This is a genomic window from Tsukamurella asaccharolytica, assembly GCF_007858435.1.
Classification (GTDB): domain Bacteria; phylum Actinomycetota; class Actinomycetes; order Mycobacteriales; family Mycobacteriaceae; genus Tsukamurella; species Tsukamurella asaccharolytica.
In genome coordinates this window covers 139610-157399 of record NZ_VIGW01000003.1, presented here as the reverse complement: position 1 = coordinate 157399, position 17790 = coordinate 139610, and the positions used below count along the sequence as shown (strand labels likewise).

General features: G+C 71.4%; 6 protein-coding genes. All 6 read left to right on the top strand.

Annotation, left to right across the window (positions count from 1 at the left end; genetic code table 11):
• Positions 1-2: 2 nt before the first annotated feature.
• The 6 genes from FK529_RS07145 (at position 3) to FK529_RS07120 (ending at position 17778) form a co-directional block, all read left to right on the top strand.
• A complete protein-coding gene (locus FK529_RS07145) occupies positions 3-5366 on the top strand; it encodes a type I polyketide synthase (RefSeq protein WP_146560296.1) in 5364 nt (1787 codons plus the stop codon).
• An 83-nt stretch (positions 5367-5449) separates the two neighbouring features.
• On the top strand, positions 5450-10792 hold the full coding sequence (locus FK529_RS07140; protein ID WP_231702974.1) for a type I polyketide synthase: 5343 nt from the start codon (positions 5450-5452) through the stop codon (positions 10790-10792).
• The gene (locus FK529_RS07135; RefSeq protein ID WP_146560294.1) at positions 10789-15168 is read left to right on the top strand and encodes a type I polyketide synthase; all 4380 of its coding nucleotides are present in this window, start codon (positions 10789-10791) and stop codon (positions 15166-15168) included. Before FK529_RS07140 ends, FK529_RS07135 begins: the two co-directional genes overlap by 4 nt.
• On the top strand, positions 15165-16145 hold the full coding sequence (locus FK529_RS07130) for an ATP-binding cassette domain-containing protein (protein WP_146560293.1): 981 nt from the start codon (positions 15165-15167) through the stop codon (positions 16143-16145). The genes FK529_RS07135 and FK529_RS07130 overlap by 4 nt, the downstream gene beginning before the upstream one ends.
• Positions 16142-16942, top strand: coding sequence for an ABC transporter permease (locus FK529_RS07125; RefSeq protein ID WP_231702973.1), 801 nt, complete (start codon positions 16142-16144; stop codon positions 16940-16942). The genes FK529_RS07130 and FK529_RS07125 overlap by 4 nt, the downstream gene beginning before the upstream one ends.
• Positions 16939-17778, top strand: coding sequence for an ABC transporter permease (locus tag FK529_RS07120; RefSeq protein ID WP_146560291.1), 840 nt, complete (start codon positions 16939-16941; stop codon positions 17776-17778). The genes FK529_RS07125 and FK529_RS07120 overlap by 4 nt, the downstream gene beginning before the upstream one ends.
• The last annotated feature ends 12 nt before the right edge of the window (positions 17779-17790 follow it).

Genomic DNA, 17790 nt, shown 5'->3' with positions numbered 1-17790 from the left:
CAATGACGAGCCCCACGAGCGACCGCCGCGCGGTGATCACCGACGCGCTGCGCCGGATCGACGATCTCACCGAACGGCTCGCCATCGCCCAACAGAGCGAGCGTGAGCCCATCGCGGTCGTCGGCATCGGATGTCGGTTGCCGGGCGGTGTGACGAATCCCGAGGAGTACTGGGACTTTCTCGATCGCGGCGGCGACGGTGTGGTGCGAGTACCCGCGGACCGATGGGATGCCGACGCGCTCTTTTCGCCGGACCACACTGTTCCCGGCACCATCTGCAACCGCGAGGGCGGGTTCCTCGCACCCTGGGATCCGGCCGCGTTCGATGCTGAGTTCTTCGGGATCTCGCCGCGGGAGGCCGCGGGCATGGATCCGCAGCACCGGCTGCTCCTGGAGGTCGCGTGGGAAGCCCTGGAAGACGGCGGGATCGTGCCGGCGAGCCTGCGTGGGACCCGTACCGGCGTGTACGTCGGTCTCACCACCACCGACTATTCGACGACGCTGGCGGGTGAGCTGTCGTACGAGGAGATCGATCCGTACGTCCCGTTCGGCAGCGCGCACAACTTCGCCGCCGGACGCCTCTCGTACTTCCTCGGCCTGAACGGCCCCGCAGTGGTGCTCGATACGGCGTGCTCGTCCTCGCTCACGGCACTGCATCTCGCCGCGCAGGGGCTGCGGCGCCGAGAAGCCGACGCGGCCTTGGTCGCCGGGGTGAACCTGATCCTCAGTCCCGAGAACAGCATCGCGTGCTCCCGGTGGGGGATGCTGGCACCGGACGGTCGGTGCAAACCCTTCGATGCGACGGCCGATGGCTACGTCCGCAGCGAGGGCTGCGGCGTCGTCGTGCTCAAGCGCCTCACGGATGCGACCCGCGACGGGGACCGAATCCTCGCCCTCGTCCGCGGCACCGCCGTCAACCAGGACGGCGCCAGCAGCGGACAGACGGTGCCGAACGGACCCGCTCAGCAGGCGCTGCTCCGGCAGGCGCTGGCCGCATCGGACCTGAGCGCCTCGCAGATCGACCTCATCGAATCGCACGGCACCGGCACCGCGCTGGGCGACCCCATCGAGCTCGACACGCTCGATCGGGTCTTCGGTGACCGTGCGGGCGGCGCGCCGCTCGTCGTGGGTGCGGTGAAGTCGAACCTCGGTCACCTGGAGTCCGCGGCGGGCATCGCCGGTTTCATCAAGACTGTTCTCGCGCTGCAGCGCGGCCGGATTCCCGGCAACCTCCATTTCGGCGAGTTGACTCCGCACGCTGCCACGGGTGCGGCCCAGTTCGTCTTCCCCACGGCCACGATGGATTGGCCCTCGCTCTCGCGGCCGCGGCGGGCGGGCGTCTCGTCGTTCGGTGTCAGCGGCACCAACGCGCATGTGGTGCTCGAGCAGGCGCCGACGGCGGCCGCCACGCCGGAGGGTGCGGAGCCGGGCACCGGCGCCGGCGCGGCCGTACACCGTCTCGTCGTGTCCGGGAAGACGGTCGAGCGGGTCGCTGCCTCCGCGGCGCAGCTCGCCGACTGGATCGACGGAGTCGGCGGCACCGTCGCACTGCCGGATATCGCCCATGAGCTTGCCTTCCATCGCTCACGTTTCCCTCGGGTCGCAACGGTGGTCGCGGCAGATCACGCCGCCGCCGAACAGGCGCTGCGCGCGCTGGCGGCGGGCCGGCCGGGACTCGGGGTCGTACCCCCGCGCAGCGGCGGGCACGTCCCGGGCGTCGTCTTCGTCTTCTCGGGGCAGGGCGCGCAATGGACGGGAATGGGCCGTCGGCTGATCGCCGACGAGCCCGCGTTCGCGGCCGCGGTGCGCGATCTGGACCCGGACTTCGAACGAGAAACGGGCTTCTCCCTGGAGCAGGCCCTCACCTCCGGCGAGCCGCTCGTGGGGATCGACCGCATCCAGCCCGTGCTCGTAGGGGTGCAACTCGCGCTCGTCGAACTCTGGCGCGCGTACGGCGTCACACCCGACGCCGTCATCGGTCACTCGATGGGTGAGGTGGCGGCAGCGGTGACGGCGGGAGCGCTCTCGGTCGCCGACGGCCTCCGCGTGATCGCCACCCGGTCGCGGCTGATGCGGAGGGATCTCGCCGGCCGGGGCGCGATGGCGATGCTCGAGCTCAGTGCGGCGGACGCGTCGAGCCTCGTCGCCGCCCATGAGGGCGTCAGCGTGGCGGTCGTCGCCTCCCCGCGGCAGACCGTGATCGCGGGCGAACCCGACCAGGTCGACGCGGTGATCGCCGAGGTCTCCGCCCGCGATCTCCTCGCCCGGCGCGTGGAGGTCGACGTGGCCTCGCACCACGCGACCGTCGATCCGATTCTGGACGAACTCCGCGACGCCCTGTCCGACATCGCCCCCGCCGAGCCGCGGATACCGTTTCACTCGACGGTCCGGCCGGGCGAGGACGCGCCCGTCGTCGACGCCGACTACTGGGCCGACAATCTGCGCCGTCCCGTCCGCTTCGCCGACGCGGTGTCCGCGGCGGCCGAGCACGGAACCTTCGTCGAGGTCAGCCCACACCCACTGCTGTCGCACGCGATCACCGACACGGTCGGTGCCGATGCGCATCGCGTACTCGGCACGCTGCTGCGCGATGCCCCGGAGGCTGTCGCCTTCCACACGAGCCTCACCGCGGTGACCGGGCCGCAGTATCCGGAAAAGACCGCGGGCCAGCGCCCGTCCATCGGCCTTCCCACCATGAGTTGGCAGCGCAAGCGCCACTGGATCACCCCGCAGCGCGCCGCGATCGCCGACGCCGCCGGATCAGAGAGCGGACCGGACGGTGGACCGCACGGCTGGTTCCTCCAGCTCGATCATCCGGCGAGACACCTCGAGTCCGAGCCCCTGGGACCCCAGGTCTGGCTGGTGCTGGCGGCGGACGGAGGGGCCGACCTGGCGGCGCTCCTGGGACCGGGTTCCACCGACCTGCCCACCTCCGCGCTCGACGATGCCCCCGCCACCGTGCGCGACGCACTCGCGACCGCGGACCGGGTGGTGTTCGCGCCCGCCGTGCCCTCGGACTGCTGGGACCCGGCGGCCGTACGCACGGTCACCAACCAGCTCGGCAGCCTCGTGCGGCTCCTGCGCGACGCCGACCGACCGCCCCGCCTGACGGTGCTCACCCGCAACGCGGAGGCGGTCGACGACGGGGACGTGGCATGTCCGGTGCACGCTGCACTGTGGGGAGCCGGGCGCACACTGGCGCTGGAACACCCCGAGTTCTGGGCCGGTCTCATCGACCTCGATGCCGCTGCCCCGCCACGGATCGCTGCGCGGGTCCTCCTGGCCGAAGCCGGATCCACTGACGACGAGGATCAGGTTCTCTATCGCGCCGGAGTGCGCCGCGTTCCGCGCCTGCGGTGGTCCGAGGCCGCAACCGGGCGCACCGATCTGGCCCGTGACGGTGCCCAGCTCGTCGTCGGTGCGACCGGGAACATCGGCGCGGACGTCGTCCGCCAGTTGGCACGCATGGGAGCCGGCACCGTCGTGGCCGTATCTCGGCGAGGTGGCCTGCCGGACGGACTGGAAGCCGAGGTGGCGGAGTTCGGCACCCGCCTGATCCCGGTTGCCGTCGACGCTGCCGAGCGCACCGCGATGACGGCCCTGATCGAGCGCTTCGGTGCGGATCTGCCCGAACTCAGTGGCGTGTACGTGACTGCGCTCGCGGGCGGAGCGGGCCAGCTCGCCGACCTCACGAGCGCCGATGTCGACGCGATGTTCCGGCCGAAGATCGACGTGCTCGCGTTGCTCCACGAGCTGACTCTGGACGCGCCGGTCCGCGACTTCGTCATCTTCTCCTCGATCACCGGCATCATCGGATCGCGCTGGCTCGGCCACTACACGGCCGCCAACGCCTACGCGGACGCCGCCGCCGCCGTCCGTCGCCGACTGGGCCTTCCCGCCCGGGTGATCGATTGGGGTCTGTTCGCGTCGTGGGCGGAGGCACAGCCGGACACCGCCTCCGCCGGGTTGCTCCCCATGCCCAACGACGACGCGGTCCGCTGCCTGCCGTACCTGCTCGGCCCCGACGCACCCACGCGCGCCGTCGTCGTGGGCGCGGATTGGCCGAGGCTCGCCGAGAACTTCCGGACCCGCGCACCGCTGCGGGTGGTCGACGAGTTGATCGGCAAGTCCCGGCGCACCGTCGCCGACCTTCCCGTGCCCAGGCACGGACTCCTGCTCGGCGCGCCGGCGGGCGGCCCGCTGGTGAGCGTCTCGGCACACCAGCGGCCCTATCCGCGTGCGCACCGCGTCCGGGGCGTCGAGGTGGTCCCCGTGTCCGTGCTCGCCGCCACTCTGGCGGCCGCGGCGTCGTCGAATGCGCTGTCGGACGTGCGGTTCGAGTACCCGGTCGTTGTGGACCGCCCTCGCGCGGTGCGGGTCGAGGTGGGCCGGGGCGAGATCGTCCTCACGACGAGCACGGACCCCGACGTTCCCGCCGAGCAGTGGATCCGGCACGCCAGTGCGGTGATCGGCGAGGCTGGAGCAGCGGTCCCGGGCGACGCGGAACTGCCGGATCCGTCGGCCGCGACCCCCGCGTACGACGCCACCACCGCGGAGCAGCTCGCCCGCCGGTGGGGGATCGACGGCCGCCCCTTCGCGTGGGACGTCACCGACCACGAGGCCGGTCCGGGTGAGCTGCGCGCCACGGTGGTTGTCCCCGCGGAGGCTGCGAACGCAGCCGCACTGGACGCGGCGGTGCACCTGGCGCGACTCACCGGCCGCATCGACGACGGCCTGATGCTTCCGGCCTCCGTCGATCGGATCATCATCCACGACGACGTCACGGGCGGCCGCGTCGGCGTCCGGGCGGTGCGGCGGCGCGACCGTGGTGACGACCTGATCGTGGACGTCTTCGTGACCGGGGACGACGATCGGATCCGGATCGAGCTCCGCGGCCTACGGTTCACCCTGCTCGAGGCGCATCCGGACCCGGCCTTGATCGGGGCCGATCCGACCGACGCTCCACCGGCGCCGGTCGTTCAGGACCTCGCCGCGATGGCACCCGAACGCGTCGAGGCCGTGCTGCAGGACGCACTGCGAGAGGTGCTCGCGCGTGAACTGGGAACGCATCCGCACGCCGTGGACGTCGACCTCCCGTTCCCCGAACTGGGGCTGGACTCGATGATGGCGATGGCGGTGCTACGTGACGCCAAATCCATTGTTGGGATGGATCTGTCGGCGACCATGCTGTGGGATCACCCGACGGTCGCGCGACTGTCGCGGCACATCACGGCGCTGATCGCGCCCCGCGGCGGCGACGAAGCGGCACCGGACGCCGCTGCGCCCTCGGTCGATGACGAAGCAGGACTGCTGGACGAATTGTTCGACAGCGTGGAGACGCTCTCCGAGGGAGAGGGAACGAACTGATGGCACAACCCGTACAGGCCCCCGAACGGTCCAGGGCCCCGCAGAATGCTGCCCGCGGATCGACGTATGCGCGTGTAGAAGCGATGACCGAGGCGCAGCGCGGTGCGCTGACGGAGCAGTTCTCCAAGGCCGCCCGGATCTCGTCGGCCGAGCCGATCGCCGTCGTCGGGATCGGCTGCAGATTCCCCGGTGGCGCGCTCGACCCGACCGCGTACTGGGACCTGCTGATGCGCGCACAGGACACCGTGGTCGGCGTCCCGTCGGACCGCTGGGACGCCGACGAGTACTACGACCCGGATCCGTCGACGCCGGGGCGGATGCCATCGAAGTGGGCGGGCTTCCTCGACGAGATCCGCGGATTCGACGCCGAGCACTTCGGGATCTCGCCGCGCGAGGCCGAGGCGATGGACCCCCAGCAGCGGATCCTGCTGGAGGTCGCCTGGGAGGCGCTCGAACACGCGGGTATGGCCCCGGAACAGCTCGCGGGACTGCGCGCCGCCGTCATGATGGGCGTGTACTACAACGAGTACCAGGCCTCGACGGCCACCGACCCGGAGAGCATCGACGCGTACTCGGCGACGGGCAACGCGCACAGCGTGACGGTCGGGCGGATCGCGTACCTGCTCGGGCTGCGCGGTCCGGCGGTCGCCGTCGACACCGCGTGTTCGTCGTCCTTGGTCTCCGTGCATCTCGCGTGCCAGAGCCTGCGTTCGCGCGAGACGGACCTTGCGCTCGCGGGCGGAATCAGTCTCATCCTGCGACCCGAGACCCAGCTGGCGCTGGGCAAGTGGGGCATGCTCTCGCCGACCGGGCGGTGCCGCGCGTTCGACGCGGCCGCCGACGGTTTCGTCCGTGGCGAAGGCGCCGGCGTCGTGGTGCTCAAGCGGCTCACCGACGCGGTGCGTGACGGTGACCGGGTGATCGCGGTGGTCCGCGGCTCCGCCATCAACCAGGACGGACGGAGTAACGGTCTCACCGCGCCCAACGCCCCTGCGCAGGCGGAGGTGATCACCCGCGCGTTGGGAGACGTGCCTGCCTCGTCGGTGCACTTCGTCGAGAGCCACGGAACCGGTACCGCGCTGGGCGATCCCATCGAGTTCGATGCGCTCGCCCAGGTGTACGGGGCGGGTGCGGGACGCTGCGCCATCGGTGCCGTCAAAACGAACTTCGGGCACCTCGAAGCAGCCGCCGGGATCGCCGGCTTCATCAAGGCGGCGCTCGCCGTGCACCACGGACAGGTGCCGCCGAACCTGCACTTCACCCGATGGAACCCCGCGATCGCGGCGGAGAAGTCGCGGTTGTACGTGCCAGTCGAAGCCGATCCGTGGCCCGCTGCGTCGGGACCGCGCCGCGCGGGCGTCTCGTCCTTCGGCCTGGGCGGAACCAATGCACACGTGGTCCTGGAACAGGGACCCGACGTAGCGCCCGGCTCCAGCGGAAGCGACGGGGTGCACGTCATCACCGTCGGCGGCACGACGCCGGACCGGGTCCGTGCCCGAGCGGAGGAGCTGGCGGGCTGGCTCGACGGTGCCGGCGCGAGCGCCGTGCTCAGCGATGTCGCGCACACCGTCGCGCGGCAGGGGGACCGGGCGCCCTACAGCGGAGCGGTCGCCGCCCGCGACCGCGCGGGCGTGGTGGCCGGCCTGCGGGCGGTCGCGTCGGGGGAGGCCGCGGCGGGAGTTTCGCCCATCGCGCAGCGGCCGAACGAGGGGGTGGTCTTCGCCTACTCCGGTCAGGGATCGCAATGGGCGGGAATGGGGCGACGCCTGCTCGAGGACGAGCCGGCGTTCGCCGCGGCGATCGAGTCCATCGAGCCGGATTTCACGGCGCAGGTGGGGTTCTCGCTCGAGCAGACGCTCCGTTCGGGCGAGTCGGTGCAGGGCATAGACCGTATCCAGCCGGTCCTGGTCGGTGTCCAGCTCGCGTTGACCGAGCTCTGGCGCGCGTACGGGGTCACCCCCGACGCGGTGATCGGCCACTCGATGGGCGAGGTCACGGCCGCGGTCGTCGCCGGCGGCCTGTCCGTCGCCGACGGACTCCGGGTGATCGCCACCAGATCCCGGCTCATGCGCCGGGAACTGTCCGGGCAGGGGGCGATGGCTCTCCTCGAACTCGACTCCGAGTCCGTCGAACGACTGCTCGTCGACCACGAGGGGGTGTCGGTGGCAGTGATCGCATCGCCGCGACAGACCGTCGTCGCGGGCGCGCCCGATCGGGTCGACGCGGTGATCGCCGCGGTCACGGCGCGGAACCTCCTGGCCCGGCGCGTCGACGTGGATGTGGCGTCACACCACGCGACGGTCGACCCCATCCTCGGCGAACTGCGCAGCGCGCTGACCGGTCTCACGCCGACGACGCCCAGGATCCCCGTGCTCTCCACCGTCTCACCCGGTGTCGAGGCCCCGGTTTTCGACGCTGACTACTGGGTCGCCAACCTCCGCCACCCGGTCGCGTTCGCACCGGCCGCGGCGGCTGCGGGGCAGCGCTACGGCGTCATCGTCGAGGTCAGCCCGCATCCGATCCTCACCCACGCACTGACGGAGAACGTGCCCGCGGGCCGGCGAGTCGCCGTCCTGCCCACCCTGCTGCGGGGCGAGGACGACACGCTCGTCTTCCGTGCCCAGCGGGGACATCTGGGCCAGGCCGTGCCGGACGGGCAGGTGACGGACGTCGCCCGGAAGGTCTGGCGCCACACACCCTATTGGACCTCCGCGAGAGGGAGCCGCACGCGATCGGGACGCGAACATCCGCTGCTGGGCACGCATGTCGAGATCCCCTCGGGCTCGGGTGAACTCTGGCACGCGAACGTCGGACTGGACGAACTGGGGTGGCTGGCCGACCACCGCGTGCAGGGGCAGCCGATCATGCCGGCGGCCGGGTTCGCCGAGATCGCGCTCGGAGCGGCGCGCGGTGCCCTGGACGCCGAGGCAGTGATCGTGGAGGCGCTTCAGGTGGAGCAGATGCTGCCGCTCTCCGATTCCGTACCGCTCACCACACAGGTGACGCCCGAGCCCGGGGGCGGGGTTCGGATAGAGGTCTTCACCCGCGACGCACGGGGCGAGTGGATTCGCCACGCCGAGGCACACGCGCGCCCTGCGGGCCCCGCCGACGGCGTGATCGCTGTCGAACCACCCGCATCGGGCACACCGGTATCGCCGCGCGAGGTGTACGGCGCACTACGTGCGGCCGGTATCGCGCACGACGGTGCCTTCGCCGCTCTCGAACGGGTACTGCGCGACCCCGCCGGTGCGGCGGAGGCGGACGTCGCGCTGCCGCAGGAGGCCGCCGGCCATCCCGCGCTGATCCTGCACCCGGTGGCCGGCGACGCCGCGCTGCAGACCCTGGCCGCGGCGCTTCCGGTGGCGGCCGGCAAGGGCACCGACACCGCATATCTGCCGGTGTCGATCGATCGGATCCGGGTCCACGCCCCCGTGCCCCGGCGCATCATTTGTCGCGCCCGGTTCACCGCCCTGGACGACGACGGTGCGACGGGCGATGTGACGATCCTGGATCGCTCCGGTAGTGCCGTCGCCGATCTCCGCGGCATTCGGTTGCGGCGGATTTCGCGGCGTGCCGTTCCGCTGCCGTTGGACCGTAAGCTGTTCGCCGGCAAGTGGGAAACCGCGCCGGCAGATCCGGCGGCACCCGGCACCGCTTCGGGAGCGTGGCTGGTGCTCTCGCACGATCCCGCTGCGGCGAACACCGTCGAGGCGGCCCTGACCGGTCCCGGACGACGCGTGGTGACGGCCGCCCTCGACGAACGCGGCGTGGCGGAGGCCGTGGCGGACGTCGCCGCCGACCCCGCGTACCCGTTCGCCGGCATCGTGCTTCTCGCGCACCCCGGTGGCGCGCACGACCCCGCCGCGCAGGACGAGATCGATGCGGAGGTGACCGCCGGCCAGGACCTGGTGTGGCGCGTCGCGACCACCGTGCGTGCGGTGACCGCGGGCTGGCACGGGCGTCCCCCGCAGCTGTGGCTGCTGTCGCACGGCGGGCTCCCGGTACTTCCGGGGGAGACCGGCGATCCGGCAGTCGGGTCGCTCACCGGGCTCGTGCGCGTGCTGGCCTACGAACACCCGGAACTCCGAACGACACTGGTGGACGTCGGCACCGACAGCGACGTCGCGGACGTTCTGCCGCGCGAACTCGGCGCACCGACCGGCGACGACCTCGTGGCATGGCGCGGCACCGAGCGGTTCGTGCAGCGCCTCGTGCGCGCCCAAGTGAAGCCGGACGGCGCGGGAGATGCTTCGGGAGCGCTGCGCGGCGACGGGTCGTACCTGATCACCGGTGGCTTGGGCGGAGTCGGCCTGGTCATCGCCCGACGGCTCGTGGAATCCGGCGCAGGGCGAGTCGTGCTGTCCGGCCGCGGAGAGCCGTCCGACGAGGCCGCCACCGAGCTCGCGGCACTCGGCGAAAGGACCGAGATCCGGTACGTGCGCGGCGATATCGCTGAGCCCGGGATCGCCGAGCACCTCGTTGCCGTCGCCGAGGAGACCGGAAAGCCGCTCCGAGGCCTGGTGCACTCCGCGGCCGTGCTCGACGACGAATTGGTCGCCGCGCTGTCGAGGCAGGCGATGGACCGCGTGTGGCGGCCGAAGGTGGCGGGGGCGCTACGGCTCGACCGGGCGACCGCGGGCCGCGACCTGGACTGGTGGGTGATGTTCTCCTCGGTCGCGTCCCTGCTCGGTTCGCCCGGCCAGGGGGCCTACGCCGCCGCGAACGCCTACCTGGACGCGCTCGCCGAGCGCCGCCGCGCCGAGGGAACCGCCGCGACCTCGATCTGCTGGGGGCAGTGGGCGGAGGTCGGACTGGCGCGGTCGTTGGAAATGGGTGTACTCGATCCGATCTCCCCGGCGGAGGGCACCGAGGCACTCGACGCATTGCTCGGCGGCCCGCACGCCCGGGTCGGGGTGGCCCGGCTGCGGTTGGACCGCGCGGCGAGCGCCTTCCCGGAGCTGTCGGGGCTCGGCTACTTCACCCACCTCGTCTCCGAACTCGAACCCGACGACGATGCGGAAGCCTTCGACCCGGACGGCCTCCACGGTCTGACGTTCGCGGACGCCACCGGTGTCGTGGTGGACCGGCTCCAGTCGCGAATCGGCGCGGTGCTCGGGTACTCCGGAGGCGCCACCATGGCCGCGGACCGGCCGCTGACCGAACTCGGTCTCGATTCCCTGATGGCCGTGCGCATCCGGAACGCCGCGCGCGCCGATCTCGGCGTCGAACCCCCGGTCGCGCTGCTTCTGCAGGGCGCGACCCTGTCCGATCTCGCAGCTGACCTGGTGCGCCGCCTCGGCGTCACCGAGGATTCCGCGGCGTCACCGCAAGCACCCGCCGCAGGTTCGGTGCGCGAGCGCGCCCAGCAGCGAGCCGCAGCCCGCCGGAGCGCCTCCGCCCGACGAAAGGTAGAGCCCAGAGCATGACCGCAACGGAACCCATCGGCACCGGACCGGCCGACCCTGCGACGTCGATCGCTGTGATCGGGATGGCCGGGCGCTTCCCGGGCGCCCGGAACCTCGCCGAGTACTGGCGCAACCTGTGCGCAGGTGTCGAGTCGATCGTTCCGCTCGATCGGGACGAGCTCCGACGGGCCGGAATCGGTGACGATGCGCTCGACGACAGGCGCTACATCCGTTCGGGTGCGCCCCTCGCGGGAATCGACGAATTCGACGCCGAGTTGTTCGGCTTCACTCGGGCGGCGGCGGAGGCGCTCGATCCCCAGCATCGCCTGTTCCTGCAAACAGTGTGGGATGCGGTCGAGGAGGCCGGCTACCGGCCGCGCGAGCTCGACGGGGCGGTGGGCGTCTACGGGACGAGCTCCGCGAGCGGCTACCTCCTCAACAACCTGATGTCGCGGCTGGATGTGGACCGGGTGATCGGGCAGGGCGCGAGTTTCGAGATGATCGACCTGTCCCTGCACAACGACAAGGACCACATCGCCACCCGGGTGGCGCACCAGTTCGACCTGCACGGCCCCGCGCTCTCCGTACAGACCGCGTGCTCCTCGTCCGCGGTCGCCGTGCATCTGGCCTGTCAGGCGCTCGTCTCCGGTGAGGTGGACACCGCGATCGCCGGCGGGGCGTCCATCCGCGTTCCCAACATCGCGGGCTACTGGCACGAGCATGGGGCGATGACCTCGCCCAGCGGGCACTGCCGCCCGTTCGACGCGCGGGCCGACGGCACCGTCTTCGGAAGCGGTGTGGGCGTAGTCGTGCTCAAGACCGTGCAGGCCGCGCTCGACGACGGTGACCGCATCCATGCCGTGATCCGCGGCTCGGCGGTCAACAACGACGGTGCGGTCAAGATGACCTACGCCGCGCCGACCGCTGCGGGCCAGGCCGCCGCCATCGCCGAGGCGCACGCCGTGGCCGGTGTGGATCCGGCGGACGTCTCCTTCGTCGAGACCCACGGCACGGGTACACCGCTCGGCGATCCGGTCGAGATCGACGGCTTGCGTCAGGCGTTCGACCTCGCCGAGCGGGACCGGACGGAGCCCTGCCGGCTGGGCTCGGTGAAGGCGAACATCGGACACCTCGAGGTCGCCTCCGGTATCGCCGGCCTGATCAAGGCGATCCTGTGCGTGGAGAACCGGGCGATTCCCGGAACCCTGCACTACACGGCACCCAATCCCGAGCTGCATCTGGACCGGAGTCCGTTCGAAGTCAATCCGGGGCTCGTCGAATGGCGCAGCGCGGGTCCGCTGCGGGCAGGGGTCAGTTCCTTCGGCGTCGGTGGCACGAACGTGCACGTGGTGCTCGAGGAGGCGCCGTCCGCGCCTGCGCCCGCGACGGACTCCGCGGCCCCGTACGCGCTGCTCCTCTCGGCCCGTGGGGCCGAGCGCCTGGCGGTCGCGCGGGCGTCGCTCGCCGACCAACTCGAATCGGACCCCGCCGGCGACCTCGGTGATGTGGCCGCCACCCTGGCGGCGCGTCCGGCCGACGCTACGCGGGGCGTCACGGTGGTCCGAGACCGCGAGCACGCGGTTCGTGCCCTGCGCTCCGGGGACGGCGTGACCGGCTCCGTCCCCGACGGCGCGGCGGGGACCGCCGACCGCGTCGTCTTCCTGTTCCCCGGTCAGGGGGCACAGTACGTGGGGATGGCTCGCGGACTCTACGACGCCGATTCGGTCTTCGCCGAACACTTCGACCGCTGCACCGTCGGATTCGACGCCGCGCTCGGCCTCGACCTCAAGGAGCTGGTGTTCGCCGGACGAACCCGGGAGCTGGAGCGCACCGACCGCTCGCAGCCGGCGCTGTTCGCGGTGGAGTACGCCCTTGCCCGGCTTCTCGAACACCGGGGTGTGCTGCCCTCGGTCCTGGTCGGCCACAGCGTGGGCGAGTACGTCGCCGCGACCGTGGCGGGCGTACTCGACCTCCCGACAGCGATCGCCCTGATCGCCGAGCGCGGCCGAGTGATGCAGACCGCGCCGCCGGGCGTGATGCTCGCCGTCCCGCGCGCCGCCTCCGACCTCGCCGGGCTTCTCGGCGACGAGATCGACATCGCGACCATCAACGAGACGGACGGTTGCGTGGTCGCGGGCACCGCGACGGCGATCGCCGACCTGACCTCGCGGCTCTCCGCGGAGGCGATCACGGCGCGACGGGTGCGCACGTCCCACGCGTTCCACTCGCGCCTGATGGAGGCGGCCGCCACGGAGTTCGCCACGACCTTGTCCACGGTGAGCCTGAAATCCCCGAGGATTCCGCTGGCGTCCAACGTGACCGGCGCCCTGATGAGCGATGAGGAAGCGACCGACCCGAGGCTGTGGGCCCGCCAGATGCGCGCCACCGTGCGGTTCGCCGACGAACTCGCGACCGTGCTCGCCCAGCCGCACCGGGTCCTCGTGGAGGTGGGGCCCGGCGGCGCGTTGACTTCGGCGGCGAAGCGCCATCCGCTCTTCGACGACTCGCACCGTGTGGTGCGCCTCATGCGGCATCCCGCCCAAGATCGGGACGATCACGAGTTCTTTCTGGAGGGGATCGGCGGTCTGTGGGCCTCCGGCGTGGACGTGGACCTCGTCCCGGCCGGGCAACGTGTGCTGGTACCCGGGTACCCGTTCCTACCGGAGCGGCACTGGATCGAGGCGCGCAAGGGCGCCCGGCAGGCACCCGAAGGCGCGGATGCGCCAGGGGGGCAGCGAGTGTCGGCGGCCGACGAGGCCGAGAACGAGTCGAGCGTGGAGGCGACGCTGAGCCGTGTGTGGGCGGCGTGCCTGGGCGCCGACACCGTGGACCCGCACGCCGACTTCTTCGATCTCGGTGGGGACTCCCTGATCGCGATCGGTGTGTCCATGGCCGCGGGCCACGCCGGGATCGAACTGACGCCGCAGGACCTTTACGATCACCCGACGGTGGCCGCGCTGGCGAGCGCGGTCTCCGCCCGGGACGCACAGGGCGGCCTCGCCTCCGATGCGGGGCCGTCCGAGCGCCCGCCACTGCCCCCGAACCTCCTCCGCCTCCTCGACGGCGGAATCGGCGACCATGCCCGGTGGCGCATCCCGATCGTGGTCAATCTGCGCCAGGACCTCGATGTCGGGGATGTGGAGGCGGTGCTCGACGCACTGGTGGCGAGGCACGAGGTGCTGCGCTTGCGGCTGTCGACGGACGGCGAATTCCTCGAGCAGGTCATCGGGGCCGCCGACGACGATGACCGACGAACCCGGGTCGCGGAGGAGACCCTGGCAACCGGTGCGGATCCGGATGCGATCGCCCGCGAACGGGTCACAGCGACCATCGCCGCGGCGGACCCGGACACGCCTGCTCTCACCGCCCTGCTGCTCCGGGTCCCGGACGGTCCGTCACGACTCTGCCTGACTCTGCACGGCACCGCCGGCGATGCTCGGTCCCGCGATCTCCTCATCGCGGACCTACTGACGGCGTTCAGCCAGCGATCTGCGGGCCTCCCGGTGACGCTGGCTCCTCCGCCCGTCGGGTGGGGGGAGTGGAGCCGACGGGTGACGCCGCTGGCGGGGCACCCCTCGGTGCTCGCGTCCCGGGAGCATTGGATCGCGCGATCGGCCACCGGCACGCGGGTCGCAAACTCGGATCCCGCGGAGGCGCCCGTCGCAGCGGACTACAGACGAGTCGCGTCCACGGTGAGTCCCGTGACGGCGGCCGAGCTCGACGATGCCCGGCGCCGTACCGGGATCCGGCTCGACGAACTCCTCGTCGCGGCACTGGCCCGCGGCGTCGAGGCCACCGTCGGGCCCGGACCGGTCACTGTCGAGCTCGACGGTGACGCGCGCTCGGTCCTGCGGCCGGACCTCGACCTGCGCGAGACGGTCGGCTGGTTCGCGGCACCGCATCCCGTGGTGATCAGCGCACCGGACGACGACGCGGCGTTGCTCGACTCGGTCCGCGGAGAATTGCGCGGTGTCCCGCACCTCGGGATCGGGTACGGACTCCTGCGCTACCTGTACGCCCCCACGGCCGCGCGCCTGTCGGCCGTCCCGGCCCCGGATCTGCGGTTGTCCGTGGCGGGAACGATCCCCGAACCGCCCTCTGGTGCTGCGCATTCAGCACCGGTCTGGTTCGGATCAGATCCTGCGATGGCGGTGCGCGATGCCGTACCTGCGTTGGGCACCCCCGTCGAACTACGGGTGTATCGCACCGGCGGACGGATGCACCTGGACTGGTGGTTCGATCAGCGGCGCGTTTCGCCGGACCGCGTTGACCGGCTCGCCGCGGCGGTCACGGCGGCGCTCGAGCGTCTGGGACGCGAAGCCGTCGCCGACGCATCCGCGGACGTCGGCGAGGACGAATGGGAGTTGGTCGATCTGTCCGGAGGAGATGCGGTATGACCGGGACCGATCGTGCGGTGGTCGTCGAGAACCTGACCAAGTCGTTCGGCGACTTCACCGCCCTGCGCGGAATCGATCTCGAGGTGGGCAGGGGGGAGATCCTCGGACTGCTGGGACCCAACGGAGCGGGGAAGACCACGACGGTGGACATCCTGGCCACCCTGTCGCGACCGACGACGGGTCGGGTGGTCGTGGCAGGACACGACGTCGCGAAGGATCCGGCGGCCGTGCGTCGCGCGATCATGCTCACCGGGCAGAACGCGGCCGTCGACGAGCTGCTGACCGGCCGCGAGAACCTGATCCTGTTCGGCCGCCTGCAAGGCCTGCGGAAAGCCGCCGCACGGTCCCGGGCGGCCGAACTCCTCGAGCGCTTCGAGCTGGACTACGCGGCCGACCGCCGGGTCGGCACCTATTCGGGCGGCATGCGGCGCCGGATCGACATCGCGTGCGGGCTGGTCGTTCGGCCCGAGGTCGTGTTTCTCGACGAGCCCACCACTGGCCTGGACCCGCGCAGCCGACAGGGGGTGTGGGAACTGGTGGCACAGCTGCGCGACGAAGGCATCGCGACTCTGTTGACCACCCAGTACCTCGAGGAGGCCGACGCACTCAGCGACCGGATCGCGGTCATCGACCGGGGGACCGTGATCGCGGAGGGCACCGCGGACCAGCTCAAGGAGCGGACGGGGGCCACGGTGTGTGAGATCGTGCCACGGCACCGCGGCGACCTCCAGCGCATCGCCGCGTCGCTCGGACCACTGGCGGGCCGTGGTCGGCACCGCGCCGATACCGAGCGATCCGACCGGATCTCCATCCCGGCTCCGGACGGTACGCGGACCCTGATGGAAGCAGTGGCCCGGATCGACGCGGCCGGGATCGAGCTGCTCGACGTCGCGCTGCGTCGACCCTCGCTCGACGAGGTGTTCTTCGCACTCACCGGCGACGCGCCGGTGCTCCAGCGCGAGGAGGTGACATTGTGACGGCGCGTCCCACTGCCTCACCGGCGCAGCAGTGGTGGGTCCTGACCGTGCGGAGCATCGTGCCGTCCCTCCGCAACGGCGAATTGATCACACAGGTCGCCGCCTCGGTCATGTTCACCGTGGGCTTCTACATCCCCCTCGAACGATTCATGGGTGCGTACGCCGCCGAGATGAGCAGCTATGCGCAGTATCTCACGCCGTTGATCGTGCTCCAGGCGATCTCGTTCGCCGCGATCTCCGGAGGCTTCCGGGCCGCGACGGACTCCATCGAGGGGATCGACCGGCGCTTTCGGTCCATGCCGATCGGGCGGCTCACACCGATGGCGGCGCGCATGTCGGCGAGTATGTACCGGTGCGCGGTGGCGCTGGCGATCTCGTTGGCGTGCGGCCACGTCATCGGCTTTCGCTTCTACGGAAGTATCTGGAACACGGTGGGTTTCGTCGCTCTCGCGCTGCTTTTGGGCCTGACCCTGTCGTTCCTGGGTGATCTGGTCGGTACGGCCACCCGCAATCCGGACGCCACGACCCACCTCATGATGCTGCCCCAGCTGACGCTCGGCCTGCTGTCGGTCGGAGTGCAGCCGGTGGAGCGCTTCCCCGCGTGGATCCAGGGATTCGTCCGGGACCAGCCGATTTCGCAATTCGTCTTCGCACTGCGCGCGCTCGCGGGCGACTCCACCACCGCCGCGGGATCACCGACGTGGAGTGTGATCGGACCCGCCGTCTACTGGGCGGTCGGGCTCATCGTCGTCCTCGTGCCTCTCCACGCGTACGTCGCCGCCAGGAGGAGCCGATGACTACGGCACCGGCGCCGACCGGAACGTTGCCGCCGCGGCCCGCGTCCGAACGCCGCAGCGAGCGATCTCCGCGCGCCCTGGTTCGCCAGACGGGGCTGCTCACCGGCCGGATAGTCCGTCGCTGGATCCGGGACCCGGCTACTCTGGCCGAGACCGTCCTGGTTCCGGTCGCCTTCCTCGTGACGCTGAACATCGTCCTCGGTGACGGCATCTCGCGCCTGACAGGGCATAGTGCCCTCGCCGGTAGCGTGCCGCTCGTGGCCCTGGTCGCGGCGACCCAGGGGGCCACCGTCGGCGGCCTCGGCGTGATGGCAGAGCGGGACAACGGACTGTTGGCACGCCTGTGGGGGATCCCGATCCACCGGACGGCCGGTGTCACCTCGCGTCTGGTCGCCGAAGCTTTTCGGATCGTCGCGGCGACCGCGGTGCTCACGGTGACGGGAATCGCGCTGGGTTTGCGTTTCGAGAACGGCCTCCTCGCCGTTCTGGGGTGGCTGCTGATCCCGGTCCTGTTCGGCGTGGCCTTCGCCGTCGCGGTCCTGACGGTGGCCGTGTACGCGGCGAAGACGATCGTGGTGGAGGCCACCGCCCTCGTGTCCGGACTCTTCATGTTCTTCTGCACCGGATTCGTCCCACTGGAACAGTATCCGCAGTGGTTGCAGCCCGTGGTCCAACACCAACCGTTCAGCAACACCGTCGACGCGATGCGCGGCCTCGCAGTCGGTGGCCCCGTGCTGGCTCCGTTGCTGGAGCTGCTCGCGTGGTCGGTGGGCATCATCGCGGTGTGTGCGGTTCCGCTCGCCGTCGGCTATCGCCGGGCAAGTACCCGAGACTGATCACCCAAGAGA

Bases quoted from the DNA above. Each gene is read 5' to 3' on its own strand.
- FK529_RS07135 (WP_146560294.1), top strand. From the start codon at position 10,789: ATGACCGCAACGGAACCCATCGGCACCGGACCGGCCGACCCTGCGACG.
- FK529_RS07145 (WP_146560296.1), top strand. From the start codon at position 3: ATGACGAGCCCCACGAGCGACCGCCGCGCGGTGATCACCGACGCGCTG.
- FK529_RS07120 (WP_146560291.1), top strand. From the start codon at position 16,939: ATGACTACGGCACCGGCGCCGACCGGAACGTTGCCGCCGCGGCCCGCG.
- FK529_RS07140 (WP_231702974.1), top strand. From the start codon at position 5,450: ATGACCGAGGCGCAGCGCGGTGCGCTGACGGAGCAGTTCTCCAAGGCC.
- FK529_RS07130 (WP_146560293.1), top strand. From the start codon at position 15,165: ATGACCGGGACCGATCGTGCGGTGGTCGTCGAGAACCTGACCAAGTCG.